Here is a 23,508-nt window from a genome sequence, read left to right as displayed (position 1 = left end):
GCTCCCGCTAGAGTGCGAAGCGCTCCTTCGGAAAAAGGGGCCGCTTCGCAGCCCAGCGGGAGCAAGCGCCCTCGCCACAATGCTCGATGCGACACACCTTGGCCTCAAGGGCTGTAGTACCCCACCGCCACCAGGAAATGCCCGACCTTCTTCAGGTACGCGTGCTTGTCCTCGACCTTGCCGGTGACCGGGTTCTTCCAGCGATAGGTGTATTCCCCCGTGGGTTGCTTGCCGATCATGGCCAGGATCGGCTCGCCCACCGGCTTGCCGGCCGGGTCCTTGACCTTGGCGAAATCGGTGTTGACCAACCGCAGGTTGGTGCCGTGGGCGACATACCGTCGGGTCACGAGGTCCACCACGAAGACATACAGGTCATCCTGCAAGTACCCGCCCTTCAGGCCGTTGATCGCCATCAGCGTGGCTTTCTCGTCCTTCTGCAGGTCGTTGGACGCCTTGTCCAGCAACGCCCGGGCCTGCTCCGCCGAAGCCCGTGGCAGGTAGTAGCCGACCGCGAGGATTCGCTCGCCGACCCGCTGGAAATACACATGCTTGCGCTCGACTTTGCCATCCGCCCAGTTCTGCCAGCGATATTCAGCCTGCTGGATACCGCTGCCCTCGGGGGTCTTCAAGGCGTCCTTGAACGCCCTGCGCAGGTCTGGCCCGAGCACTTCGGACACATCCCGGCCGATCAGCGCCGAGGAAGGCCCGCCGCTGGCGAGCATTACGCCCCGGATATCCACCACGAAGACGTAGCGATCCTCATCGACGAACTCCCCTTGCCGGCTGAACGCCGCAAACGCCTTGTCGCCGTTGTCGTGGTAATAGGCCAAGGCCCTTTCCAGCAGCGCCCGGGCCGCCTGGCCATCCTCCTCCGTCGCGGCATGAACCTGCGCCAGCCCCAGTAGCAGCACCGCGCCCAGCCAAGCCATCTTGCGAAAACACCCCATACGCGCGCCCTCGTTCTTGTTGGTTTTCCAAGAGCGTAGCTGGCATGGGGTGATGTGGAAGCATTCAGCAAGGCGCGGTGCAGGGAATGCAGGCCGTGCAGGTACCGAGGAACGGTGGGAGCGAGCTTGCTCGCGACGGCGTCCTTCCAGCCAACATCATCGGCGGCTGACCCACCGCTTTCGCGAGCAAGCTCGCTCCCACAAGGGATGGTGGTGGACGTGGTGCCCGATGACACCTCAAGACCACGGTGGGAGCGGGCTTGCTCGCGAAGGCGTCCTTCCAGCCAACATCATCGGCGGCTGACCCACCGCGTTCGCGAGCAGGCTCGCCCCCACACGGGATGGTGGTGGACGTGGTGCCCGATGACACCTCAAGACCACGGTGGGAGCGGGCTTGCTCGCGAAGGCGTCCTTCCAGTCAACATCATTGGTGGCTGACCCAGCGCTTTCGCGAGCAGGCTCGCTCCCACAAGGGATGGTGGTGGACGTGGTGCCCGATGACACCTCAAGACCACGGTGGGAGCGGGCTTGCTCGCGAAGGCGTCCTTCCAGTCAACATCGTCGGCGGCTGACCCACCGCGTTCGCGAGCAGGCTCGCTCCCACACGGGATGGTGGTGGATGTGATGCCCGATGGCACCTCAAGACCACGGTGGGAGCGAGCCTGCTCGCGAAGGCGTCCTTCCAGCCAACATCATCGGCGGCTGAACCAGCGCTTTCGCGAGCAGGCTCGCTCCCACCGCTTGGCGGCCACAGGTTTTACTGGGCGCGAGCGCTGAGTTGCTGTTGCAGGTGCTGGATCTGGGCTTGCAGGGTGTTGATGTTGCGGGTGACCTGGCCACGGAAGGCGTCGAACTCGGCGGTGTTGCCGCCGCCATTGTCCTGCTGGCTCTTGAGGACGATCACGTCCTGCTCCAGGCGTTCCAGGGCGGAGTTGGAGGTGGCTTTCTTCAGGGCCGTGATGTCAGCGCCGATGCTCTTGAGCTGGGCATCCAGAGCACCACCCTCGCCCTGGTTCTTCAGGGTCGTCACTTCAGCCGCCAGCGCCTTGACCTGGGCCTGCAGCTCCTTGTTGGACGCTTGCAACTGGGTGCTGATGTTCTGCTGTTCAGTGGCCTGGGCAATCAGCTGGGCCAATTCCTTGTCCAGGTCGGCGGACGGACCGAACGTGGCCTGCTGCAACTTGTACTGCTCCTGCAGCTTGCCGTCGAATTGCCGGGCCTGGTCCTGGAGCTTGCCTTCCAGTTGCTTGAGCTGCAGTTTCAAGGCCTCGCTGTCGCTCATGACGTTGGACTGCCCGGCCACCACCTTGCCGGAAATATCCTGCAGCCGCCCGGCCGCGTCCTCGCTGATCCGCGCGAAGCTTTCCTGGGTCGCCACCAGTTGCTGCTCCATCAGGGAAATCTGCTGGAAACTCCACCAGGCCAGGAAGCCGAACGCACACACCAACGCACCGATCAACGCCCACAGCGGCCCGGTGCTCGGGCCCTTGACCCGGGCCGCGGCCACCGGCGCCGGCCGCGCCTGCGCGTGGGCCGGGCGGCTGGTCGGGAAGTCATCGTCATCGGGGATGTCGGCGCGCATCCGCAGGCTCGGTACATCGTCGAAGTCGTCGTTGGCATCGTTACGCATGGGCATGGTTCAACCTTTGGAAACCGGTGATGGCTGGGGTGCGGCGAGTATAACCCCCTCGCCCGCCGCACCGATTGACCCCGAACCCGGCACTCGGTTCATGACGGGCCGATCAGCGGGCATCCTGGGCTTTCCACCAGGCACAGAACTCATCGAGCGCGGTCCACAGGCTCACCTGCGGATCATAATCGAGGTACTGCCGGGCCCGGCTGATGTCCAGGGTGAAGTGCCTGGCCATGACCTGCATCCCCAGGCGCGACAGCGTCGGTTCGGGACGACCCGGCCATAACCGGCAGAAGCCTTCGTTCAGGGCTGCGACACTATAAGCCAACCCGTAGGAACGGTAACGCCTGACCTGTGGGACTTGCATCTGGCGCATCACGTAATTGACCACATCCCACAGCGGGACCGGTGTCCCGTTGCTGATGTTGTAGGCCTTGCCCAGGGCCGAACCGGTGGCGAGCAGACTGCTGAGCAGCGCCTCGTTGAGGTTCTGCACGCTGGTGAAATCCACGGTATTCAAGCCATTGCCGACGATGGCCAGGCGCCCCTTGCGCTGCATCTTCAGCAGGCGCGGGAAAATGCTCATGTCGCCGGCGCCGGTGACGAAGCGCGGACGCAGGGCCAGCACTTCGAGGCCGAACTCCTGGGCACCGAAGACCTTCTGCTCGGCCAGGTACTTGGTGGCGGCGTACGGATGCTTGAAGCGCTTGGGCACCTGGTCTTCCGTCAACCCGAGGTGGTCGTGGCCGTCGAAATAGATGGAAGGCGACGACAGGTGGACCAGCCGACGGACCTTCTGCTTGAGGCAAGCCTCGACGACATTCTCGGTGACTTCGACATTGCCCTGGTGGAAATCCTGGTAACGTCCCCACAGGCCCACCGAACCGGCGCAATGCACCACCGCGTCGATGTCCACGCACAGGTCGCGCGCCAACAGCGGATCGCCCAGGTCACCCTGGACAAACTGCGCACCGCGACGCACCAGGTGCTCCACGCTCTCGGCCCGGCGGCCGGTGACCCGTACATCCAGGCCCTGCTCCAGGGCGAAACGCGCAAAGCGCCCGCCGATGAAGCCGCTCGCGCCGGTAACCAGAATTTTCATGCATGCTCCTTGGAAGTGCGGTTACGAGCCTCACGCTGCAACAACCTGCGAATTGATCTGTGCGTCGCTTGCGACCTGCAGCTTGACGCCTATGGCGGCGCCCAAGGCACCAGCCACTGCCCAGAGGAACGGATCAATTGGTCGGTCAACATCCCGAGCAACTGTCCGCCATTGCGCCAATGATGCCAGTACAGCGGCACATCGATCGGTTTATCTGCCAGCAACTCCACCAGCGTGCCCTGGGCCAGCTGTTCGCGCATTTGCAACTCGGGCACCAGCCCCCAGCCGAGACCGGCTTCGGCAAGGCGGATAAAGCCTTCGGACGACGGGCACAAATGGTGTTCGAAACCGCCCTCGACGCCCAGGGACGCGAGGTAGCGGTGCTGCAGGAAATCATCCGGGCCGAACACCAGGGCTGGCGTGCGGGCCAGTTGATCGGCGCGCACGCCGTCGGGGAAGTGCCGGGCGATGAATGCCGGGCTGGCCAGTGCGCGGTAACGCATGGCGCCCAGCAAGACGCTACGCGCACCGGCCACCGGACGTTCGCTGGCGCAGACACAGGCGGCCACTTCGCCCGCGCGCATGCGCTTGAGCCCGACGGTCTGGTCCTCCACCACCAGGTCGAGCAGCACGTGCTGTTCGGCGCAGAAATCACTCACGGCCACCGCCCACCAGGTCGCCAGGCTGTCGGCGTTCAAGGCGATGCGCAGCCGCTCGGGCAGGCCTTCCTCGTCCAACGCCGGCACCAGGCTTTGCAGGTCACGTTCCAGCAAGCGCACCTGTTGCACATGGTTGAGCAGCCGGCGACCGATCTCCGTGGGAGCCGGCGGCGTCGCACGCACCAGGACCGGTTGCCCGACCCGCGCTTCCAGCAACTTGATCCGCTGGGAAATGGCCGACTGCGACAGTCCCAGCACCTGGGCAGCCCGCTCGAAGCCGGCCTGCTCGACCACGGCGGCCAACGCGGAAAGCAACTTGTAGTCGAACATCAGTTTTCCTAATGAGCAATCAGCAGGATTGGTTTTTCTTATACAGCGCGGCACCGGAAAATGGCCAGCATCATTTGAAGGAGCGAGCCATGCCTGGCGAAACATCATTGACCACCCTGATCCGCAGCATGAGCCCCCAGCTCAACCAGGGCGAGTACGTATTCTGCTGCCTGCCCGACCGCCAGGTGCCGGCTGGCATCGACATCGTCGGCAGTTTTCTCGAACGAGAAGGATTGACCGTCATCCTGGAAAGATCCCAGGCGCAGAAGGCCGGGCTGGGCTTCGACTACGTCGCCGCCTGGATCACCCTCAACGTGCACTCGGCATTGCAGGCCGTCGGCCTGACCGCCGCCTTCGCCACGGCGCTGGGCAATGCCGGGATCAGTTGCAACGTCATCGCTGGCTACTACCACGACCATCTGTTCGTCGGGCGTGACGATGCCGGGCGAGCCATGGCGGTGCTCGAACGACTGGCGGCGAACGGGGAGTGACGACCATGTGGCAGAGCTATATGAACGGGCTGCTGATGGCCCTCGGGCTGATCATGGCCATCGGCGCCCAGAACGCGTTCGTCCTGGCCCAGAGCCTGCGCCGCGAGCATCACTTGCCGGTGGCCGCCCTGTGCATCACTTGTGATGCGCTGCTGGTCGCGGCGGGCGTCTTCGGCCTGGCGACGCTGCTGGCCCAGAGCCCGCTGCTGCTGTCGATCGCCCGCTGGGGCGGTGCCGCATTCCTGCTGTGGTATGGCAGCCAGGCGTTGCGCCGGGCCTGTTCGAAACAGAGCCTGCAGCAGGGCCAGAACCAGGCCGTGCGGTCCCTGCGGGCGGTGCTGCTCAGCGCGCTGGCGGTGACGCTGCTCAACCCCCACGTGTACCTCGACACCGTGTTGCTGATCGGTTCCCTCGGTGCCCAGCAGAGCGTGCCCGGCGCCTATGTGGTCGGGGCGGCGAGTGCTTCGCTGCTGTGGTTCCTGACCCTCGCCTTCGGTGCCGCGTGGCTGGCCCCGTGGCTGGCGCGCCCGGCGACCTGGCGAATCCTCGACCTGCTGGTCGCGACGATGATGTTCACCGTGGCCGGGCAATTGATCGTCAGCGGCTGAATATTCCAAACCGCTCTGGAACCTCTATCCCACACAGTTGTTGCGTGGTTATGCCGCACCCCCGGTGCTATGATCCGACTCCTGCGCCGCAAAGAGTACAAACTCCCCGGCGCAAGTCGGGCCGCCCGTGATCGGCCTTGCGCTCACCGCAACTGACCTGATTAGGAGAATCACCATGGCTTTCGAATTGCCGCCGCTGCCCTACCCACACGATGCACTGCAGCCGCACATCTCCAAAGAAACGCTCGAATACCACCACGACAAGCACCACAACACCTATGTCGTGAACCTGAACAACCTGGTACCTGGCACCGAGTTCGAAGGCAAGACCCTGGAGGAAATCGTCAAGACTTCCTCGGGCGGTATCTTCAACAACGCCGCTCAGGTCTGGAACCACACCTTCTACTGGAACTGTCTGGCGCCAAACGCCGGCGGCGAACCGACCGGCGCGCTGGCCGAGGCCATCAACAAGGCCTTCGGTTCGTTCGACAAGTTCAAGGAAGAGTTCAGCAAGACTTCCATCGGCACCTTCGGCTCCGGCTGGGGCTGGCTGGTGAAAAAGGCCGACGGCTCCCTGGCCCTGGCCAGCACCATCGGCGCCGGCAACCCGCTGACCAGCGGCGACACCCCGCTGCTGACCTGCGACGTCTGGGAACACGCCTACTACATCGACTACCGCAACGTTCGTCCGAAATACGTCGAAGCGTTCTGGAACCTGGTCAACTGGAAATTCGTGGCCGAGCAGTTCGAAGGCAAGACCTTCACCGCCTGAGCCCGTCGCCAGACAAAGGAACCCGGCACTTGCCGGGTTTTTTTTGCCTGCGCCAACCCTCTGGGCGCCAGGCCACCGTGCGTCCTGAAACCAATAAAAATTCCCGAAAGGCCTCAAGTGCGGCCCCTTCCAACCGACACAATGACCGTAGAGCAATCACTCTGAAAGAACCTTCCATCGGCCACGTTTACCGGCGAAAACCGTAGTGTTTGATTGTCCCTTTGACTGACATCACAGGATTGCCAATACTCATGGCAACTTGACGCTACTCGCACGAAACAAGGAACCACTCTTTGAAGCTGGAACTCAAGAACAGCTTGTCTGTGAAGTTGCTCCGGGTCGTGCTCCTCTCGGCATTGATCGTTGGTGTGGTCTTGAGCTGCGCCCAGATCGTGTTCGATGCCTACAAAACCAACCAGGCGGTTGCCAACGACGCCCAGCGTATCCTCGACATGTTCCGCGATCCCTCGACCCAGGCCGTCTACAGCCTGGACCGGGAAATGGGCATGCAGGTGATCGAAGGCCTGTTCCAGGACAAGGCCGTGCGCATGGCCTCCATCGGCCACCCCCGCGAAACCATGCTCGCCGAAAAGAGCCGCGCCTTGCAGGCCTCCGAGAGCCGCTGGCTGACCGACCTGATCCTGGGCAAGGAACGCACCTTCACCACCCAGCTGGTAGGACGCGGGCCGTACAGCGAGTACTACGGCGACCTGAGCATCACCCTCGACACCGCCACCTACGGCGAGAGCTTCATCGTCAGCTCGGTGATCATCTTCATTTCCGGCATGCTGCGGGCCCTGGCCATGGGCCTGGTGCTGTACCTGGTCTATCACTGGCTGCTGACCAAGCCGTTGTCGCGGATCATCGAGCACCTGACCGAAATCAACCCCGATCGCCCCAGCGCCCACAAGATCCCGCAACTGCGCGGTCACGAACAGAACGAACTGGGGCTGTGGATCAACACCGCCAACCAGTTGCTCGAATCCATCGAGCGCAACACGCACCTGCGCCACGAAGCGGAAAACAGCCTGCTGCGCATGGCCCAGTACGATTTCCTCACCGGCCTGCCCAATCGCCAGCAATTGCAACAGCAACTGGACAAGATCCTGGTGGACGCCGGCCGCCTGCAACGTCGGGTGGCGGTGCTGTGCGTCGGGCTGGATGACTTCAAGGGCATCAACGAGCAGTTCAGCTACCAGACCGGCGACCAGTTGCTGCTCGCCCTCGCCGACCGGCTGCGGGCCCACAGCGGCCGTCTCGGCGCCCTGGCGCGACTGGGGGGCGACCAGTTCGCCCTGGTCCAGGCCGACATCGAACAACCCTACGAAGCCGCCGAGCTGGCCCAGAGCATCCTCGACGACCTGGAAGCGCCGTTCGCCCTCGACGACCACGGGATCCGGCTACGGGCGACCATCGGCATCACCCTCTTTCCCGAAGACGGCGACAGCACCGAGAAACTGCTGCAGAAAGCCGAACAGACCATGACCCTGGCCAAGACCCGTTCGCGCAATCGCTACCAGTTCTACATCGCCAGTGTCGACAGCGAGATGCGGCGGCGCCGCGAACTGGAAAAAGACCTGCGCGAAGCCCTGGTCCGCGAGCAATTCACCCTGGTGTACCAGCCGCAAGTCAGCTACCGCGACCTGCAGGTGGTGGGCACCGAGGCGCTGATCCGCTGGCATCATCCCGAACACGGCCTGGTGCCGCCGGACCTGTTCATTCCCCTGGCCGAACAGAACGGCACCATCATCGCCATCGGCGAATGGGTGCTGGACCAGGCTTGCCGGCAGCTGCGCGAATGGCACGACCAGGGTTTCACCCACCTGCGCATGGCGGTCAACCTGTCGACGGTGCAACTGCACCATGCGGAGCTGCCACGGGTGGTGAACAACCTCCTGCAGATGTACCGGCTGCCGCCTCGCAGCCTGGAGCTGGAGGTCACCGAGACCGGCCTGATGGAAGACATCACCACCGCGGCCCAGCACCTGCTGAGCCTGCGTCGCTCCGGCGCGCTGATCGCCATCGACGACTTCGGGACGGGCTATTCGTCCCTGAGCTACCTCAAGAGCCTGCCGCTGGACAAGATCAAGATCGACAAGAGCTTCGTCCAGGACCTGCTCGAAGACGAGGACGACGCGACCATCGTCCGGGCGATCATCCAGCTCGGCAAAAGCCTGGGGATGCAAGTCATCGCCGAAGGCGTCGAGACGGTCGAGCAGGAAGCCTACATCATCGCCGAGGGCTGCCACGAAGGTCAGGGCTACTACTACAGCAAGCCCCTGCCGGCGCGGGAACTGGGCGCTTACTTGAAGCAGGCGGAGCGCAGCAAGGCCTCCATCCTCTGACGACTTCCCCCCTCGCTGCCTTCAACATTTCCTACAACGGATCGAGACTGCTCTGTAAGGGCAGTCGAAGTCTGCATCCGCGTTGATTAAATAAGAAATATTTACAGCCGCAACCCTTTACACATAATGCAAATCTTTCGCATTATGTCGCAGCTTTTGCGCACCCTCGCGCCTGTCCCATCCATTTCCGAAGCAGGATGTTCGCCATGATTCGTATGCCTCTGGCTACCGCCAGTCTGCTGGCCATCGCTATTTCCCTCGCCGGTTGCGGCGAAGGCAAAGACAAGGCCGCCGCGCCGCAAGCGCCAACGCCTGCCGCCAGCACTGCGGCACCGGTCGCCCCGGCTGCCAGCGGCAAAGTCGACGAAGCCGCCGCCAAGGCCGTTGTCGCGCACTACGCCGACATCGTCTATGCCGTCTACAGCGATGCGCAATCCACGGCGAAAACCCTGCAAACCGCCGTCGACGCGTTCCTGGCCAAGCCGAACGCCGAGACCCTGGGCGCCGCCCGCGCTGCCTGGGTCGCCGCACGCGTGCCTTACCTGCAGAGCGAAGTGTTCCGTTTCGGCAATACCATCATCGACGACTGGGAGGGCCAGGTGAACGCCTGGCCCCTGGATGAAGGCCTGATCGACTACGTCGACAAATCCTACGAACATGCCCTGGGCAACCCGGGCGCCACCGCCAACATCATCGCCAACACTGAAGTCCAGGTGGGTGAGGACAAGGTCGACGTCAAGGACATCACCCCGGAAAAACTCGCCAGCCTGAACGAGCTGGGCGGTTCCGAGGCCAACGTCGCCACCGGCTACCACGCCATCGAATTCCTGCTGTGGGGCCAGGACCTCAACGGCACCGGTCCGGGTGCCGGCAACCGCCCGGCCTCCGACTACCTGCAAGGCGCCGGCGCCACCGGTGGCCACAACGACCGTCGTCGCGCCTACCTCAAGGCCGTGACCCAACTGCTGGTCAACGACCTGGACGAGATGGTCGGCAACTGGAAACCGAACGTGGCCGACAACTACCGCGCCACCCTGGAATCGGAACCGGCTGAAAGCGGCCTGCGCAAGATGCTGTTCGGCATGGGCAGCCTGTCCCTGGGTGAACTGGCGGGCGAGCGCATGAAGGTGTCCCTGGAGGCCAACTCGCCAGAAGACGAGCAGGATTGCTTCAGCGACAACACCCACAACTCGCACTTCTACGACGCCAAGGGCGTGCGTAACGTGTACCTGGGCGAGTACACCCGCGTCGACGGCACCAAGATGACCGGTGCCAGCCTGTCGTCCCTGGTCGCCAAGGCCGACCCGGCGGCGGACACCGCCCTGAAGGCCGACCTGGCCGACACCGAAGCCAAGATCCAGGTCATGGTCGACCACGCCAACAAGGGTGAGCACTACGACCAACTGATCGCCGCCGGCAACACCGCCGGCAACCAGATCGTACGCGACGCCATCGCCGCACTGGTCAAGCAGACCGGCTCGATCGAACAAGCGGCTGGCAAACTGGGTATCAGCGACCTGAACCCGGACAACGCCGATCACGAGTTCTGATCGACATTGGCTGGCTGAGGGTTAACACAGCCAGCCAAGCCACAAAACCTGTGGGAGCGGGCTTGCTCGCGATAGGGGTCTATCAGTCGACATTGATGTCGGCTGGTCCACCGCTATCGCGAGCAAGCTCGCTCCCACAGTGGTTTGCGGGGTTCGAAAGTGCGCGATCAGTCATCAATTCCCTTGTGGGAGCGAGCTTGCTCGCGATGGGGGCTTGTCAGTCGACATCGATGTGTCCGCTCTTCCGCTATCGCGAGCAAGCTCGCTCCCACAAAGGGGCCTCACTGTCGTTCAGTGCTGCAACCCGGAGAGCCTGGCTTCAATGAACCGTCGTTCCGGCAGTTGCTGCGTCAACTCAAGCGCGCGTCGATACGCCGCCCTCGCCTCGTCCAATCGTCCCAGTTGGCGACAGAATTCTGCCTGCGCCGAGTAGGCCAGGTGATAGTCGAGCAACACCCCGCGCCCCAGGATCGCCTCGACCAGGCGCAAGCCTGCTTCCGGTCCGTCACGCTTGGCCAAGGCGGCGGCGCGGTTGAGTTCGATCACCGGGGACGGCACGGCGCGCAGCAGCACGTCGTAGAGCCCGACGATTTGCGGCCAGTCGGTGTCCTCGGCCGTCGGTGCTTCGGCGTGCACCGCCGCGATCGCCGCTTGCAGGCAATACGGTCCGAACCGTCGGGTGCCCAGCGCCGCTTCCACCAAGGCACAGCCTTCGGCAATCAGCCCGGCATCCCACGCGGATCGATCCTGCTCATCCAGCAGGACCAGCTCGCCCGTCGACGACGTGCGCGCCGGGCGCCGGGATTCGTGCAGCAGCATCAACGCCAACAAGCCCATGACCTCGGCTTCGGGCAACAACTCCAGGAGCAGGCGGCCGAGCCGGATGGCTTCGCGGGTCAGGTCTTCGCGGGTCAGCTCGGCGCCGATCGAGGCGGAGTAGCCCTCGTTGAACACCAGGTAAATCACCCGCAGCACACTGTCCAGGCGCTCGGGCAGTTCCGCGCGGGACGGCACCTGATAGGGAATTTTCGCGTCACGGATCTTCGCCTTGGCCCGCACGATGCGCTGGGCAATGGCCGCCGGGGCGGCAAGGAACGCCCGGGCGATTTCCTCGGTGGTCAGGTCGCAGACCTCACGCAACGTCAACGGCACTTGGGCATCGGCGGCCAGCGCGGGATGGCAGCAGGTGAAAATCAGCCGCAGGCGATCGTCTTCCACGTCTTCATCACTCCAGTCGGCCTGCTCCAGGGACTCCAGCTGGGCGATCAGCATCGGCCTGGACGCGGCGAAGCGCGCCCGCCGGCGCAAGCTGTCGATGGCCTTGAAACGCCCGGCCGACACCAGCCAGGCACGCGGGTTGTCCGGCACCCCGTCGCGCTGCCAGCGTTCGACGGCGATGAAAAAGGCTTCGTGCAAGGCCTCCTCCGCCAGGTCGAAATCCCCCAGCAAGCGAATCAGCGTGGCGAGGATGCGCCGCGAGTCTTGCCGATACACCTGCTCGACCCGAGCCTGGACCGCCTCGCCCGGCATCAGTCGGGCATGCCTTGGGTGACCAGGGTTTCCAGGCGGTCCAGGCTCTGGCCCCAGCCGTCGTGGAAGCCCATCGCCTCGTGGGCCTGGCGATCCTCCTCGCTCCAATGCAATGCCCGAGCGGTGTAGCGGGTCCGGTCACCGACCTCCTCCAGCACCACTTCGGCGGTCATGAAGGCTTTGCCCGAAGGTATCCAGCCGGGCAAGAACGCATCGGTGAACACCAGCCGCCGGGGTGCGACGATGTCCAGGAACACGCCCTGGGTCGGGTACTCGCTGCCGTCCGGCGCGCGCATCAAGGTGCGAAACTGGCCGCCGACCCACAGGTCCATTTCGCACTCCGGCGTCGTCATGCCATGGGGGCCCCACCACTGCACCAGCAAGGCCGGTTCGGTCCAGGCACGGAAAATCTTCTGGCGGGGGGCGTCGATCAGTCGACTGATGGATAACGCGTGAGGGGTTGGCGTGAGGTTCATGGATGAAATCCTGTTTGTGATTGTTGTTCAGGGGTTCAGTTGCCGCACCGGTCGCACTTCGACGCAGCCGACCCGGGCCGCCGGAATGTGGCCGGCGACCTGGATGGCCTCGTTCAGGTCCTTCGCATCGATCAGGTAGAAGCCCGCCAGTTGCTCCTTGGTCTCGGCGAACGGACCGTCGGTGATCGACAGCTTGCCGCCGCGCATGCGCACCGTGGTTGCGGTCTGCACCGACTCCAGGGCCTCGGCGGCAATCATCCGCCCGCTGCCCTGGATCGACTCGGCGTAGGCCATGCACTCGGCATCCTCCGGGCTGTCAGGGGCGTTGTGCAGCGTGTGTTCGTTGCTGTAGACCAGGCATAGGTACTTCATGGCAAGCTCCGTGATCGAACTGATCAACTATGGACGGCAGAAAGACAATTGGCGAAAAAACCGACGATCAGGGCTGCAGGTCGAAGATCGCCGTGCCGGCCATCGGGTCGAACGGTGCCGACCAGTGCTCGTGGACAATCCTCCATTGGCCGGCCATGCGCTGGTAGCAAGCCGTCACACGCATCCAGCAGGCCTGCTCCTCGCCCTTGTCGTTGGTGCCGCCGCAGTAGGCCAGCCAGTGGGCGAAGGCGATGTTGTCGGCGGGCGTGATCTTGAGCTGGTGGAAATCGAACTTGTGCGGTCCGGGGCACATTTGCATGCAGGCCTGCCAGTGTGCCCGGTAGGCGGCCTTGCCCTTGAATTGCAGGGCCTGGATGGCATCGAACGAGACGATGTCCTCGGCATAGAGCGCCATGACTTTCTCGACATCCTTGCTCATGACCGCTTGGCGATAGGTGTCGATCAAGGCCTGGATTTCAGTTTCGGTGGCTTGGGTATTCATGGTGATTCTCCGCAGGTTTTCGTGGAAGACACCCTTTGTCGTCTGGAGCGACGGCGAATCGACAGCCCGGAAAAAATAATTCGAGGAAAAAATTAAGCTAGAATCCCGGGCCCTTCCTGCCGGCCAACCATGGACGTTCTCGTGACCGCTCAACTCGTGCCCTACGAAGCCCTCACGCCGCGGCAACGCAAACAGGTCGAAGCCATCGAAATCCACCCGGGACAGGTCAGGTTCGCCGGGGATATCCACGGTGCGTTGCACACGTTGTTGTCCAGGCCCGGCCCGGGGGTCAAGGGCTTCGCCCTGGTGGCCGCCGACGTGCCCGTGGCTTTCCTGCTGCTCAAGCGTCCGCCGGTGTTACCCGCCTGGGCCAATGAACACAGCGCCACGTTGCACGCCCTGCAAGTCGATCACCGGGTCCAGGGTAAAGGCTACGGCCGGGCCTGCCTGGAGGCGCTGCCCGCTGTGGCGCGAACGGCCTGGCCGGAAATCAGGGGCCTGGAGCTTTCGGTCGATGCCGACAACGAAGCGGCCATTGCCCTGTACACCCGGCTGGGCTGGGTCGACAGCGGCGAGGCGTACAAGGGCCGTATCGGTTATGAGCGGCGAATGGGGTTATTCTTTTGAACAATCGATGAACGATGATTACCCAAGTATCATAGCTGACAGGCTGTAGGAACCAGCAAAACGTAGTTTGCTTCAAAGGTCTATCGATTTTACGTAAAGAACGGTAACCGCTGAACATTTCATTGGGTTTGCACAATACGATATACAGCGCCCAGCACCAAGAGGAGAGCCCGGCTGCAATTCTCTGAGCATGCAACTCCCTCTTCATCTACATAAACTATACCGTTAGCGTCCAAGGACTGTTATCTCCCACTTATAAACATTCCAATTCAGACAGCTTAAAGTACACCATCTGTAAGACCCTTCCGATTTCTTACGGATCTATTGACGCCCTGCCAGATCGATACTAGGTTTTCCATTGAAGACCAATAAAAATTGATTGCGCTGCGCAGGAGCTTTATTCAATGAGCAAACTTATAAAAACGTACCAATCAGTATTTTTCGACAATAAAATATCCATACTAGACGGCAAAATCTCCATTTCAAAGAAACATTTACGAGAAAGAGCACTCTTGGAGGAAGCAAGTATCCTGGTCGTCTCAGGCTCACTTATTGAAGGCATAGGAAATATCCATTCAGATATTGACTGTATCATTTTTTGCAACCAACGCCCAACAGCAAGAAGCATTAGAAATAAAGAGCACGCACTGGTCACCGACATAAATTATCGCCACATAACCGAAGGTGAATATGTTCATAACACTACTGATTTCTATGACAACACCAGCATCCATATCGATGTGGACTATGTAACCTTCGCAGACTTCGAAAATATTTTAATCAAGATTGAAAAAAAATTCGATGAAATAACTTCCGACCAGCGGGTCCTCTACGGGCCTGTGCTTTCCAATACTGAGAACAACGTCATTCATAGATCTATCATTGGCCAGGCATTAGTCAATCCCGAAAACTTTAATCATTTGAAATCCAGGATACCACTAGAAAAACATAAATACTTAGCACACCGAGAACAACTACCCGTATTCTATGCTTTTCAGGACGTTCAAGGTTGCTGGGATTCAGGCAATCTATGGATGGGCTGTGAAATTGCAAGAGATATGATGTTCAAAACAACGATGAGCTTTACCTATTTAACAGGCACAACAAACAAACACTATAAATGGGTGTACTCAAACATCCATAGAATTAAAGGTTTCGACGCGCTAAAAAATAAATTTTTTTCTTTAGCGAGACAGGGTGCGGTAACAGAACCCGAATGCCGCGCCTACATAAAAGCAGTACTGAGCTATATGGACGAAGTTTTCATTGCAATTGAAGACTTGCTCAAAGAATCAGACATTTTTCCATCAACGGAAAGATCCCTTCATGCGCTCGACAATGAATTCAACGATAGAAAACAAACAGAACACAACACCTCTATTTGCGAATATTACTTCAGAAAAAAATATTTCGCTGCTCGAAACACCCCACCACTAACAAGCTTACTTACAAAACTAGATTAAAACCACCACACTCCAGTAGAAGTTACTGTCAAAAAAACCGGTACGCTCCGATGGAAGTTTCACGAATAGCTATCATATTGACATTATCTAGACTGGGAGATCTTACAGGATCACTCATCTATTTTTCTTTCATTGGGCACTTTATTCTAGACGCTTCTAGTCACGCTTCATTCGCTTGGGCACAAATATCATTCCTAAGCGTGCTAGGAATTGGATTTTTTTCAAGAACACTAATCACAGTGGCTAGCTCTGAAAATTTGAGTGAGGACAATATCGAAGGCGATCTAATTATAGCCTTAAAGCTAGGAATACTTATTGGATCATTAATTTTTTTCGCAACATGCCTCTTGAATACAGCCACATTAGAAACACCGAGAAATGCAAATGACACCAAGTACCTTAAAGCTGTAATGCTACTTTCAATTTCCATCCCGGCTATTTTCACACAAATAGTAGTATTCAATTTTTTCAACGCTATAAAACGTCCTGAGTACGAATTCCTACACCTATGGCTATTCAACATAGTCTTTACCACATTCTGCGTCGCGCTGATTATAAAAAACCCGAAGCCAGACCTTAACCATTTCATCTTATTATATTCCGGATTACGTTATCTGTTTGCCGGCCTATCACTTCTATTATTCAAAAAGAAAATATATTTCTACATACCAAAATTCAAATACTACCAGAAAATCCCAGCCAAAAAATATGCGAATTACCTTATCAGGGGGCTACCAATGGCAATTTGTCTTGGGGGCGAAAGCCTGTTATTCCTAGTTCTTTGCTTCATCTCAAAAAAATTAGGTGATACCAGCGTTTCTGCCTATCAAGCCTCCCTACATTTTTTAAGCATGATATATATGATTTCAGTTGGCATTGGAAACGCCACTGGAATAATAAATGCAAGACATCATCGCATGAAAAAACTCAACTCTTTAAAAGCCACCTATGGTTACGGATTGTGTCTCGGACTGACCGTACTAATACCCATCTTAATAATTTGCCACCTTCTAAAAGAACACATATCGCTAATTTATACGCCACACGAGCCAACAAGGAAAACCTTTGAAAACAATCTTATGATTTCAATTCCATTCCTGATATTTGAATATATTTACGTCTTCACTCGTACAACGCTTAAAAGCATGGGAGATTTCTGGATTCCTACGATGCTGACCATTGTTTTTTTTACCATTTTGGGAACCATAACCACCATTGCATTGATTTCATTTTACAGCCACAGTGTTTATTCCATATTCATAGCATTAGTGGTTTGCTCATTTGTTTTGATGGTGCTCCTACTGCTTCGCTTCAAATACCTTCTAGAATTGAATTCTAATAACATCCTTCAAAAAGGAAGGGCATGACATCACTCCATTTAAACACGTGAGACCCTCATGAAAAAAATAATGGATCGTACGCACTTTATACCCTATTCGCCACACCAATATACTACACCTATAACCATCATTAGTGAGCATCATGCCTGGAGAACACTAAGCGGGATAAAGACGAGCGACTACTACACCTACCGAACGGCGCTACTGAATGGTTACCATCTTCAACAGGCGTCCTTCGATATGCGCCACCCGGAAGAAATGATCTTCGACTTAAGTAATATCGATCGAATCTTCAATGGCCTAACTAGTAACGATTTAGTTCAGGTGTGGGCCTATCTAGACTCACGCACACTGCATTTAAAATCCGCAGAAGCAACTAGAATCACAGGAGAAGGGCTATCACCGGAAATAGCTATTGCAGGCCCTTCAAAAGCGCGCCTTCTAAATATAAAAAAATCTCTCATCATCGACGCATTTTCTCACATTCGCGTTGATGTACCTTTGGCAACAAAGCAAGAAACTATTCGCGGCATAATAAAGGACAAATTACTCATTGAGACGGACAATAAAGTATTGCGCTTCCATAATAAATTTTGCGATTTTTATAGCCAATTCATATCTCATGAGAACTGGCATAACAGCCCCCTACTTAATACAAGATATATTTATGAGAGCCACAGAATCTGGAATCAAATAAAGAAACTCTCGCAGAACAAGCTATTCTTATTATCCGCAGGGTTGCCCCTAGCATTGGGTTATCTGTCAGCAACAGAAGATCACAGAATATTTTTCGCAGAAGTGCATAGACAAAACGACTCTTCTTTATTGACCAAAGACAATGCTTTTCAAGACATTTTTCCTACCCCCCCGGACACAAATGATTCTTGGCTGATAATAGATAAAGCTTATACGGGAGGAAGCATTAGGCAGGCTACAAACAAAATAAGGGAAATGTTTGGCTATGATGTGGAGGTTAAAACCCTGGCACTATTTCCGAAGTCACTGAGTGCCTTCATAGGCGCCGATTACGCAGTTTATGCTGGAAAACTTTTCGCGGTAAAAAAAATTGCACCGATTTTAAACAGGGAAAAATGGCACATACAATTGATAAAGGAGCAGCAGTATGAGGCCATTATTTAGATCCGAACAAATTTCCGCCTTAGAGGAATGTCTCTATGAGGCCAGAAAACAATTACGTCGCTATTGGGCAGGAACATTAATCTGTCTACCAGATATCGACTCGGAAAATAATTTCTGCCCCACGAACACGGAATATGACTTGGAATGTCAACGAATATTGCTCGACTGCCTATCTAAAATCAACATACAAATCACTATTTTCACGGAAGAGAGTTCTTCCGCAATCACATTCGGCAATACTGGAGAAAACCTACGATTACTGATCGACCCTTTGGATGGCACCCATAATGCATTCTGTGGATTCCCTGGCTACACATCCAGCGTAGCACTTTATCAAAATGGAACTTATACATTTGGTTGGATCTACGACTTATCGAGAGATGTCGTATATACAGCCGCTTTAGGTGAAGGAGCCTACCTGCAATCTCCGATAATCGTGAAAAGACTTAAAACTCGCGACATTAAAAACTTACAAGACATGCGCATATCCTTCCATCGTCCCACGGAGGCCATTGAGAGAACCAAAATTGAAAGCCTTATGTGGGCAACTGGCAAAATACGGATCTATTCATGCGCCTCACTGGAGATATGTCTTATTGCAGCAGGCGTTCTTGACGCGTTCATTGACATAAGTACGCCCGGACACGAACGTAGTTGCGATATCGCCGCAGCAGAATTGATATTAAGGGAAGCGGGTGGAGCCCTATTCGATCACAACGGAGTTATAAGATTCTCGCGCCCTCCATCGATATTGTCTCTTTCGGACAACGGCAGTTTGATCGCTCTATCCTCCGAGAATTTAATAACGCTTATCTTATAACCTCCTCTTTTCAATGAGAAAACAACATGCTAAACGAAACCGTAGAACTTAAGCTCGAACTATTAAGTAACGGAGTAAATTTTTCAAACGATTTTCTGAAGAGCTTTCAATCTCAGACCAATCATATCGAGAAACGGCGAGCCTACGGGACTGGCGATCAAATTTTTCCCACTTCAAATATTCGCACACCACAGGAAATTATTTTAAATGCACAAGTTATCGTCGCAGCCAATTACAACCCAAAATCCAAGTTCTTAATAACGCTAGAGGATGCAGTACCTATTTTAAAAAACGGAGATAAAAATATAGATATTTCCTTTCCAAAAAGGCCGAAGCCGTACGGGAAATATTTAAGCAATGGCGAGCTATTCGAAAAACACTTGACCGTTTACGGCAACTCCACCCTTGGAATTTTTTCGCCGGGACATTGTTATTATTTCAACGACAATCATGAGTGCAAATTTTGCTCTCTAGGTGCAGCAAGAGAGTATTTATCCGATCATAAAATGCGGGTAAACGGAGAGACCGCAGGTGAAGCAGTCGCTATGGCTCTAGAAACAGAATACGGCCGTTACCGAAGGGTTCTCTTGAACGGCGGTACAATCCGGAACTATGACAAAGGATATTCAATTCACTTAGATTTACTAGAGCATGTAAAGAGCAAAAATCCAAATACTGCGCTTGACTACCATTTAATCTCTATGCCTCCTAAAGACTTTCGCCTTTTTGATCGCTTCAAAAAATTTGGACACAAAATGGCGATGAGTCTTGAGATATATAATTCTTCTTTGTTCTCAGCAATATGTCCCGGTAAAGCTCGAGATTATACTCGAGACCGTTTCCTGGCAGCGTTCGAGGCAGCTGTAGAAATACTAGGTCGAGGGAACGTCTACGTAGGATTCGTCGCTGGCATGGAACCATTAGAGTCAATAGTTGAAGGGATCGAATACTTTGGGGAACTGGGGGTGGTTCCGGCTGTTGCAGTGTTTCATCCAGACGCTGGCTCGCAATTCGCATATCATCAACGACCCTCTGCAGATTTTCTGAGATCGATAGGAATAAAGATGTCGGAAATATACTTTAGAGAAGGTTTTCAACCATTAATAGAAGGAAGCGGCAGAAACTCTTTAGATACCGAAGCCTATTTGGGGGGATTTGCATGAATATGCTACCTGAACTTGGCGTGTTTATAGCATTCGAAGGTATTGATGGCGCAGGTAAGTCAACGATAGCGAGAGCGACGTATAACAAAGTCTCTGAATTGCGCTCAGATTTCAATTATATAGATAAGAATCGCCCCCCGGTATTATCAGGTTACACCGAGTTTCATATGTCACGTATCCGAGAAATTTTATGGGACTATCCCGATAATGCTCCTCTGGACGAATTAGGCGACCAACATTGGATTAATTTAATCGCAGCCTGGTTCCAAGCTACAGATTATGCGGCCGTCAGACCTTTAACAAACTCGGGAGTCAATTGCATCGCCGATGGCTGGTACTACAAGTACTTAGCACGTTTTTTACTTAAAGGCGCCAAATTAGCAGAAGACGCGTGGGAGGTGTTCTCGACCATTAGACCACCCGATGCGGTGATTTTTCTAGATGTAGACCCGGCTCGTGCAGCTCAAAGAAAGGAATCTTTTCGTCCCAGTGAGAGTGGGGCTTATGATGGCGGCAATGAAGATCGCATCAATAGTTTCATTGCCTATCAAAGTCAGGTCCGTTCCGCTTATGAGCGGTGTGGCTTATCTACCTGGATAAGGATTGATACGACCGATCTTAGCGAAGAGGCCGTCCTTGAAGAGGCAATCGACGCGGTGCACAACATACTCAGAAAAGGCCAACGTCCTTAAATACCGAAGCCACGCCAAATCTGGTGTTATACGACACGCACCAAAGCTTAGTGGGCCGCATAGCGGCCCAAGAGGCAGCATTCGCTCTTATTACAAGTCCGTCTCGCCCGCGGGGATATAACCTATTATTGAGTGTAGAGTAATCATCTCAATTCTACAGCTCCATCAACTCGGATTAAGCGGTATCCAGATCTCCAGGCTGCCCTCGCCGGTCCGCGGGTTGAAGTCTTCGCTGTAGCGTTCGAATTCCGGTGCGTCCGCCGCGGTGTGGCCGGATTGGGGCAGCCAGACGTCCCAGATGTAGCGGAACGTCTGCGGCAGGTTTTTCAGCGGCCCCTTGTGTTCGAACACCGCGTAGCGGGCAGGCTGGATCTCGATCCAGCGGTATTGTGCGGGCAAGTCGTCGTCAAGCCGGTCGACTTCGACACCGGCGATGTACTCGAAGCCGCCCTCCCCGTCCGGGTGGCACCCCACGCCGTAGGTCACCTCATCCTTCTGCCCCGGCACCTTGCCGAGCCACGGCAGGAATTTCTCCCAGAGCAACGGGATGTCCTGCATCGTGCACGCGTTGAACCGTGCGCCAAAACCGGCGATCCGTAGGAGGCGACCTTGCTCGAAGCGGGGCTCGGCTGCGTGGTCGCGTGCGTGCTTTTCCATGCGTCAACACTCCGGAAAAACGTGAAGTCGGGCTTGGCAGTATAGAAAGCCCAAACGTGATTGCCAGCACCGTTTCGCTTGTCAGAACCCGGGGGCAGCCGGCATGACGGTTTTTGCAACGAACTCGTCGTAGCCAGAAACGATCACGTAAACGGCGAAATAGCAGAAGATCGCTGCGGAAGCCCAGTAGGAGTACCGCAGCAGCTTGTCCCCCAGCAACTTGCCACCCTGGGTCGCGGCCAGGCACAGGCCGGCGCTCCAGAGCAGCCCGGCGCAGAGAAACCCACTGAGGAACAGCGCCGAGCTGAGCACGGTCCCGCCGCCGGCCCGGGCAATGAGGGTGCCGCCCACCGCCGCGAACCAGAGGATGGCGCTGGGGGAGGACATGGCCAGGAAAATCCCGCGCAAAAAGGCCTGGCGGGAGGACTGGCTACGCGGCTCGTCGGCTTCGGCCAGGGTGGCCGCGTGATACATCGCCGAATGAATCATCTTCGCCGCGAAGTACAGCAACAGCACCGAGCCACCGATCCAGAGCACCCAGCGCACCGCTTCGTACTGCAACAGCACGGTCATGCCGGCCAGGGCCAGCACCGCGTAGATCAGATCCCCCACGCAGGTGCCCAGGCCCAGGGCAAATCCCTGGTAATAACCGCGCTGCATGGCCAGGGTGATCATCGCGATGTTGGCGACGCCGATGTCCAGGCACAGGGAGAGGCTCAGCAAAAAACCGCTGGAAAATTCCATCATCATTCCGTTCGAGTGGGGTATGGCCAGTTGAAGTGTCCGCATGCGTCCCGCGGGCGGGTCGACAGTGTCGTCGAAAATAGTTGCAGGCCGCCACTGGACAAGCGGCCATGGCCGCCATTATCTTGCGCCGCAGGCCACCGCAGTGGCCAACGTCGCTCGGACGGTTCCGGGCGCTCACGTATATCGAGGCAACAATGGCTGAACAAGGTTCGCCGCGCCGCTTTGCGCGCATCGATCGACTCCCCCCCTATGTATTCAATATCACTGCCGAGCTGAAGATGGCTGCGCGTCGGCGCGGCGAAGACATCATCGACTTGAGCATGGGTAACCCCGACGGCGCCACGCCCCCGCACATCGTCGAGAAACTGGTGACCGTCGCCCAGCGTGAAGACACTCACGGCTATTCCACCTCCAAAGGCATCCCGCGCCTGCGCCGCGCCATTTCGCGCTGGTACAAGGACCGCTACGAGGTGGACATCGACCCGGAAAGCGAAGCCATCGTCACCATCGGCTCCAAGGAGGGCCTGGCCCACCTGATGCTGGCGACCCTGGACCAGGGCGACACGGTGCTGGTGCCCAACCCCAGCTACCCGATCCACATCTACGGCGCGGTGATCGCCGGCGCCCAGGTGCGCTCGGTGCCGCTGGTGCCGGGGGTGGATTTCTTCGATGAGCTGGAGCGGGCCATTCGCGGCTCGATCCCGAAGCCGAAGATGATGATCCTGGGCTTCCCGTCCAACCCCACGGCACAGTGCGTCGAGCTGGATTTCTTCGAGCGGGTCATCGCCCTCGCCAAGCAATACGACGTGCTGGTGATCCACGACCTGGCCTACGCCGACATCGTCTACGACGGCTGGAAAGCCCCGTCGATCATGCAGGTGCCGGGCGCGAAGGACATCGCGGTGGAGTTCTTCACCCTGTCCAAGAGCTACAACATGGCCGGCTGGCGCATCGGCTTCATGGTCGGCAACCCGGAACTGGTCAGCGCCCTGGCGCGGATCAAGAGCTACCACGACTACGGCACCTTCACGCCCTTGCAGGTGGCAGCCATCGCCGCGCTGGAAGGCGACCAGCAATGCGTGCGCGACATCGCCGAGCAATACCGGCAACGCCGCAACGTGCTGGTCAAGGGCCTGCATGAGCTGGGCTGGATGGTGGAAAACCCCAAGGCCTCGATGTACGTCTGGGCCAAGATTCCGCAGGCCTACGCGCACCTCGGCTCGCTGGAGTTCGCCAAGAAACTGCTGGCCGAAGCCAAGGTCTGCGTCTCGCCTGGGGTGGGGTTCGGTGAGTACGGGGATGATCACGTGCGCTTCGCGCTGATCGAGAACCAGGACCGGATCCGCCAGGCGGTGCGGGGCATTCGCGGGATGTTCCGGGCGGATGGTTTAGTCAACAAACCTAACGCCTGACTCAAGTCCAAGGAGCACCCGAAACCAGTGTGGGAGCGAGCTTGCTCGCGATAGCGGTACAACAGTCGATGAGGGTATCGACTGTCAGCCCGCCATCGCGAGCAAGCTCGCTCCCACAGTGGTTAAGGGA

Annotated in this window: 23 protein-coding genes; 13 read left to right on the top strand and 10 right to left on the bottom strand. The window is 57.3% G+C overall.

The window, feature by feature from the left end; translation table 11 throughout:
• Window positions 1–104 precede the first annotated feature (104 nt).
• From Q6A48_RS17145 to Q6A48_RS17130, 4 genes are all read right to left on the bottom strand, one after another.
• Window positions 105–947, bottom strand: coding sequence for a cache domain-containing protein (locus Q6A48_RS17145; RefSeq protein WP_304555326.1), 843 nt, complete (start codon window positions 945–947; stop codon window positions 105–107).
• Window positions 948–1,704: 757 nt separating this feature from the next.
• Window positions 1,705–2,583 (bottom strand): ATPase, encoded by an 879-nt coding sequence (locus tag Q6A48_RS17140; RefSeq protein ID WP_304555325.1) that lies wholly within the window; start codon window positions 2,581–2,583, stop codon window positions 1,705–1,707.
• Between the two features lie 106 nt (window positions 2,584–2,689).
• Window positions 2,690–3,682 carry an NAD-dependent epimerase/dehydratase family protein gene (locus tag Q6A48_RS17135; RefSeq protein ID WP_304555324.1) on the bottom strand — a complete coding sequence of 331 codons (993 nt, stop codon included), beginning with the start codon at window positions 3,680–3,682 and terminating at the stop codon, window positions 2,690–2,692.
• Window positions 3,683–3,771: 89 nt separating this feature from the next.
• On the bottom strand, window positions 3,772–4,671 hold the full coding sequence (locus tag Q6A48_RS17130) for a LysR family transcriptional regulator ArgP (protein ID WP_304555323.1): 900 nt from the start codon (window positions 4,669–4,671) through the stop codon (window positions 3,772–3,774).
• Window positions 4,672–4,760: 89 nt separating this feature from the next.
• Between Q6A48_RS17130 and Q6A48_RS17125 the strand changes: the two genes are divergently transcribed.
• From Q6A48_RS17125 to Q6A48_RS17105, 5 genes are all read left to right on the top strand, one after another.
• Complete coding sequence (locus Q6A48_RS17125) at window positions 4,761–5,162, top strand: ACT domain-containing protein (RefSeq protein WP_304555322.1); 402 nt, start codon at window positions 4,761–4,763, stop codon at window positions 5,160–5,162.
• A 5-nt stretch (window positions 5,163–5,167) separates the two neighbouring features.
• A complete protein-coding gene (locus Q6A48_RS17120; protein WP_304555321.1) occupies window positions 5,168–5,770 on the top strand; it encodes a LysE/ArgO family amino acid transporter in 603 nt (200 codons plus the stop codon).
• Between the two features lie 175 nt (window positions 5,771–5,945).
• Window positions 5,946–6,542: a superoxide dismutase gene (locus tag Q6A48_RS17115; protein ID WP_042729851.1), complete on the top strand. Its 597-nt coding sequence runs from the start codon at window positions 5,946–5,948 to the stop codon at window positions 6,540–6,542.
• 293 nt (window positions 6,543–6,835) lie between these two features.
• On the top strand, window positions 6,836–8,887 hold the full coding sequence (locus tag Q6A48_RS17110) for a putative bifunctional diguanylate cyclase/phosphodiesterase (protein ID WP_304555318.1): 2,052 nt from the start codon (window positions 6,836–6,838) through the stop codon (window positions 8,885–8,887).
• Window positions 8,888–9,093: 206 nt separating this feature from the next.
• Window positions 9,094–10,437: an imelysin family protein gene (locus Q6A48_RS17105; RefSeq protein ID WP_304555317.1), complete on the top strand. Its 1,344-nt coding sequence runs from the start codon at window positions 9,094–9,096 to the stop codon at window positions 10,435–10,437.
• 291 nt (window positions 10,438–10,728) lie between these two features.
• Here Q6A48_RS17105 and Q6A48_RS17100 read toward each other — a convergent pair whose 3' ends face one another.
• The 4 genes from Q6A48_RS17100 to Q6A48_RS17085 all read right to left on the bottom strand — a co-directional run bounded on the left by Q6A48_RS17100 (window position 10,729) and on the right by Q6A48_RS17085 (window position 13,317).
• Window positions 10,729–11,967 carry an RNA polymerase sigma factor gene (locus Q6A48_RS17100; protein WP_304555316.1) on the bottom strand — a complete coding sequence of 413 codons (1,239 nt, stop codon included), beginning with the start codon at window positions 11,965–11,967 and terminating at the stop codon, window positions 10,729–10,731.
• Complete coding sequence (locus Q6A48_RS17095; RefSeq protein WP_304555315.1) at window positions 11,967–12,443, bottom strand: SRPBCC family protein; 477 nt, start codon at window positions 12,441–12,443, stop codon at window positions 11,967–11,969. Before Q6A48_RS17095 ends, Q6A48_RS17100 begins: the two co-directional genes overlap by 1 nt.
• 27 nt (window positions 12,444–12,470) lie before the next feature.
• Window positions 12,471–12,815, bottom strand: coding sequence for a YciI family protein (locus Q6A48_RS17090; protein ID WP_304555314.1), 345 nt, complete (start codon window positions 12,813–12,815; stop codon window positions 12,471–12,473).
• Window positions 12,816–12,882: 67 nt separating this feature from the next.
• Window positions 12,883–13,317, bottom strand: a complete 435-nt coding sequence (locus Q6A48_RS17085) for a YybH family protein (RefSeq protein ID WP_304555312.1) — start codon at window positions 13,315–13,317, stop codon at window positions 12,883–12,885.
• Window positions 13,318–13,458: 141 nt separating this feature from the next.
• Here Q6A48_RS17085 and Q6A48_RS17080 point away from each other — a divergent pair, with 141 nt between their 5' ends.
• From Q6A48_RS17080 to Q6A48_RS17050, 7 genes are all read left to right on the top strand, one after another.
• Window positions 13,459–13,944, top strand: a complete 486-nt coding sequence (locus tag Q6A48_RS17080; RefSeq protein ID WP_304555311.1) for a GNAT family N-acetyltransferase — start codon at window positions 13,459–13,461, stop codon at window positions 13,942–13,944.
• A gap of 404 nt (window positions 13,945–14,348) precedes the next feature.
• On the top strand, window positions 14,349–15,407 hold the full coding sequence (locus Q6A48_RS17075; RefSeq protein ID WP_304555310.1) for a hypothetical protein: 1,059 nt from the start codon (window positions 14,349–14,351) through the stop codon (window positions 15,405–15,407).
• 50 nt (window positions 15,408–15,457) lie between these two features.
• Entirely contained in the window at window positions 15,458–16,774 is a 1,317-nt protein-coding gene (locus tag Q6A48_RS17070) for an MATE family efflux transporter (RefSeq protein WP_304555309.1), read from the top strand.
• 42 nt (window positions 16,775–16,816) lie between these two features.
• The gene (locus tag Q6A48_RS17065; protein ID WP_304555307.1) at window positions 16,817–17,887 is read left to right on the top strand and encodes a hypothetical protein; all 1,071 of its coding nucleotides are present in this window, start codon (window positions 16,817–16,819) and stop codon (window positions 17,885–17,887) included.
• On the top strand, window positions 17,871–18,707 hold the full coding sequence (locus Q6A48_RS17060) for an inositol monophosphatase family protein (protein ID WP_304555306.1): 837 nt from the start codon (window positions 17,871–17,873) through the stop codon (window positions 18,705–18,707). Before Q6A48_RS17065 ends, Q6A48_RS17060 begins: the two co-directional genes overlap by 17 nt.
• A 26-nt stretch (window positions 18,708–18,733) precedes the next feature.
• Window positions 18,734–19,870 (top strand): radical SAM protein, encoded by a 1,137-nt coding sequence (locus Q6A48_RS17055; protein ID WP_304555305.1) that lies wholly within the window; start codon window positions 18,734–18,736, stop codon window positions 19,868–19,870.
• Window positions 19,867–20,562 (top strand): dTMP kinase, encoded by a 696-nt coding sequence (locus tag Q6A48_RS17050; RefSeq protein WP_304555304.1) that lies wholly within the window; start codon window positions 19,867–19,869, stop codon window positions 20,560–20,562. The genes Q6A48_RS17055 and Q6A48_RS17050 overlap by 4 nt, the downstream gene beginning before the upstream one ends.
• Window positions 20,563–20,727: 165 nt before the next feature.
• Here the strand turns inward: Q6A48_RS17050 and Q6A48_RS17045 are convergent, their stop codons facing one another.
• Together Q6A48_RS17045 and Q6A48_RS17040 are read right to left on the bottom strand one after the other, a co-directional pair.
• A complete protein-coding gene (locus tag Q6A48_RS17045) occupies window positions 20,728–21,219 on the bottom strand; it encodes a GyrI-like domain-containing protein (protein ID WP_304555303.1) in 492 nt (163 codons plus the stop codon).
• Between the two features lie 81 nt (window positions 21,220–21,300).
• Window positions 21,301–21,963, bottom strand: coding sequence for a LysE family translocator (locus Q6A48_RS17040; RefSeq protein WP_304555301.1), 663 nt, complete (start codon window positions 21,961–21,963; stop codon window positions 21,301–21,303).
• A 197-nt stretch (window positions 21,964–22,160) separates the two neighbouring features.
• Here Q6A48_RS17040 and alaC point away from each other — a divergent pair, with 197 nt between their 5' ends.
• Window positions 22,161–23,378: an alanine transaminase gene (gene alaC, locus Q6A48_RS17035; protein ID WP_304555300.1), complete on the top strand. Its 1,218-nt coding sequence runs from the start codon at window positions 22,161–22,163 to the stop codon at window positions 23,376–23,378.
• Window positions 23,379–23,508 lie beyond the last annotated feature (130 nt).

Origin of the sequence: Pseudomonas citrullilanati (assembly GCF_030580855.1) — a bacterium.
Taxonomy (GTDB): domain Bacteria; phylum Pseudomonadota; class Gammaproteobacteria; order Pseudomonadales; family Pseudomonadaceae; genus Aquipseudomonas; species Aquipseudomonas citrulli.
The sequence above is the reverse complement of the archived record's forward strand: the minus strand, read 5'-3'. Positions and strand labels throughout refer to the sequence as shown.

Excerpts from the sequence above, each read along its gene's own strand:
- Q6A48_RS17145 (WP_304555326.1), bottom strand. The coding sequence starts at position 947 with ATGGGGTGTTTTCGCAAGATGGCTTGGCTGGGCGCGGTGCTGCTACTG.
- Q6A48_RS17140 (WP_304555325.1), bottom strand. The coding sequence starts at position 2,583 with ATGCCCATGCGTAACGATGCCAACGACGACTTCGACGATGTACCGAGC.
- Q6A48_RS17135 (WP_304555324.1), bottom strand. The coding sequence starts at position 3,682 with ATGAAAATTCTGGTTACCGGCGCGAGCGGCTTCATCGGCGGGCGCTTT.
- Q6A48_RS17130 (WP_304555323.1), bottom strand. The coding sequence starts at position 4,671 with ATGTTCGACTACAAGTTGCTTTCCGCGTTGGCCGCCGTGGTCGAGCAG.
- Q6A48_RS17125 (WP_304555322.1), top strand. The coding sequence starts at position 4,761 with ATGCCTGGCGAAACATCATTGACCACCCTGATCCGCAGCATGAGCCCC.
- Q6A48_RS17120 (WP_304555321.1), top strand. The coding sequence starts at position 5,168 with ATGTGGCAGAGCTATATGAACGGGCTGCTGATGGCCCTCGGGCTGATC.
- Q6A48_RS17115 (WP_042729851.1), top strand. The coding sequence starts at position 5,946 with ATGGCTTTCGAATTGCCGCCGCTGCCCTACCCACACGATGCACTGCAG.
- Q6A48_RS17105 (WP_304555317.1), top strand. The coding sequence starts at position 9,094 with ATGATTCGTATGCCTCTGGCTACCGCCAGTCTGCTGGCCATCGCTATT.
- Q6A48_RS17100 (WP_304555316.1), bottom strand. The coding sequence starts at position 11,967 with ATGCCGGGCGAGGCGGTCCAGGCTCGGGTCGAGCAGGTGTATCGGCAA.
- Q6A48_RS17095 (WP_304555315.1), bottom strand. The coding sequence starts at position 12,443 with ATGAACCTCACGCCAACCCCTCACGCGTTATCCATCAGTCGACTGATC.
- Q6A48_RS17090 (WP_304555314.1), bottom strand. The coding sequence starts at position 12,815 with ATGAAGTACCTATGCCTGGTCTACAGCAACGAACACACGCTGCACAAC.
- Q6A48_RS17085 (WP_304555312.1), bottom strand. The coding sequence starts at position 13,317 with ATGAATACCCAAGCCACCGAAACTGAAATCCAGGCCTTGATCGACACC.
- Q6A48_RS17075 (WP_304555310.1), top strand. The coding sequence starts at position 14,349 with ATGAGCAAACTTATAAAAACGTACCAATCAGTATTTTTCGACAATAAA.
- Q6A48_RS17070 (WP_304555309.1), top strand. The coding sequence starts at position 15,458 with ATGGAAGTTTCACGAATAGCTATCATATTGACATTATCTAGACTGGGA.
- Q6A48_RS17065 (WP_304555307.1), top strand. The coding sequence starts at position 16,817 with ATGGATCGTACGCACTTTATACCCTATTCGCCACACCAATATACTACA.
- Q6A48_RS17060 (WP_304555306.1), top strand. The coding sequence starts at position 17,871 with ATGAGGCCATTATTTAGATCCGAACAAATTTCCGCCTTAGAGGAATGT.
- Q6A48_RS17055 (WP_304555305.1), top strand. The coding sequence starts at position 18,734 with ATGCTAAACGAAACCGTAGAACTTAAGCTCGAACTATTAAGTAACGGA.
- Q6A48_RS17050 (WP_304555304.1), top strand. The coding sequence starts at position 19,867 with ATGAATATGCTACCTGAACTTGGCGTGTTTATAGCATTCGAAGGTATT.
- Q6A48_RS17045 (WP_304555303.1), bottom strand. The coding sequence starts at position 21,219 with ATGGAAAAGCACGCACGCGACCACGCAGCCGAGCCCCGCTTCGAGCAA.
- Q6A48_RS17040 (WP_304555301.1), bottom strand. The coding sequence starts at position 21,963 with ATGGAATTTTCCAGCGGTTTTTTGCTGAGCCTCTCCCTGTGCCTGGAC.
- alaC (WP_304555300.1), top strand. The coding sequence starts at position 22,161 with ATGGCTGAACAAGGTTCGCCGCGCCGCTTTGCGCGCATCGATCGACTC.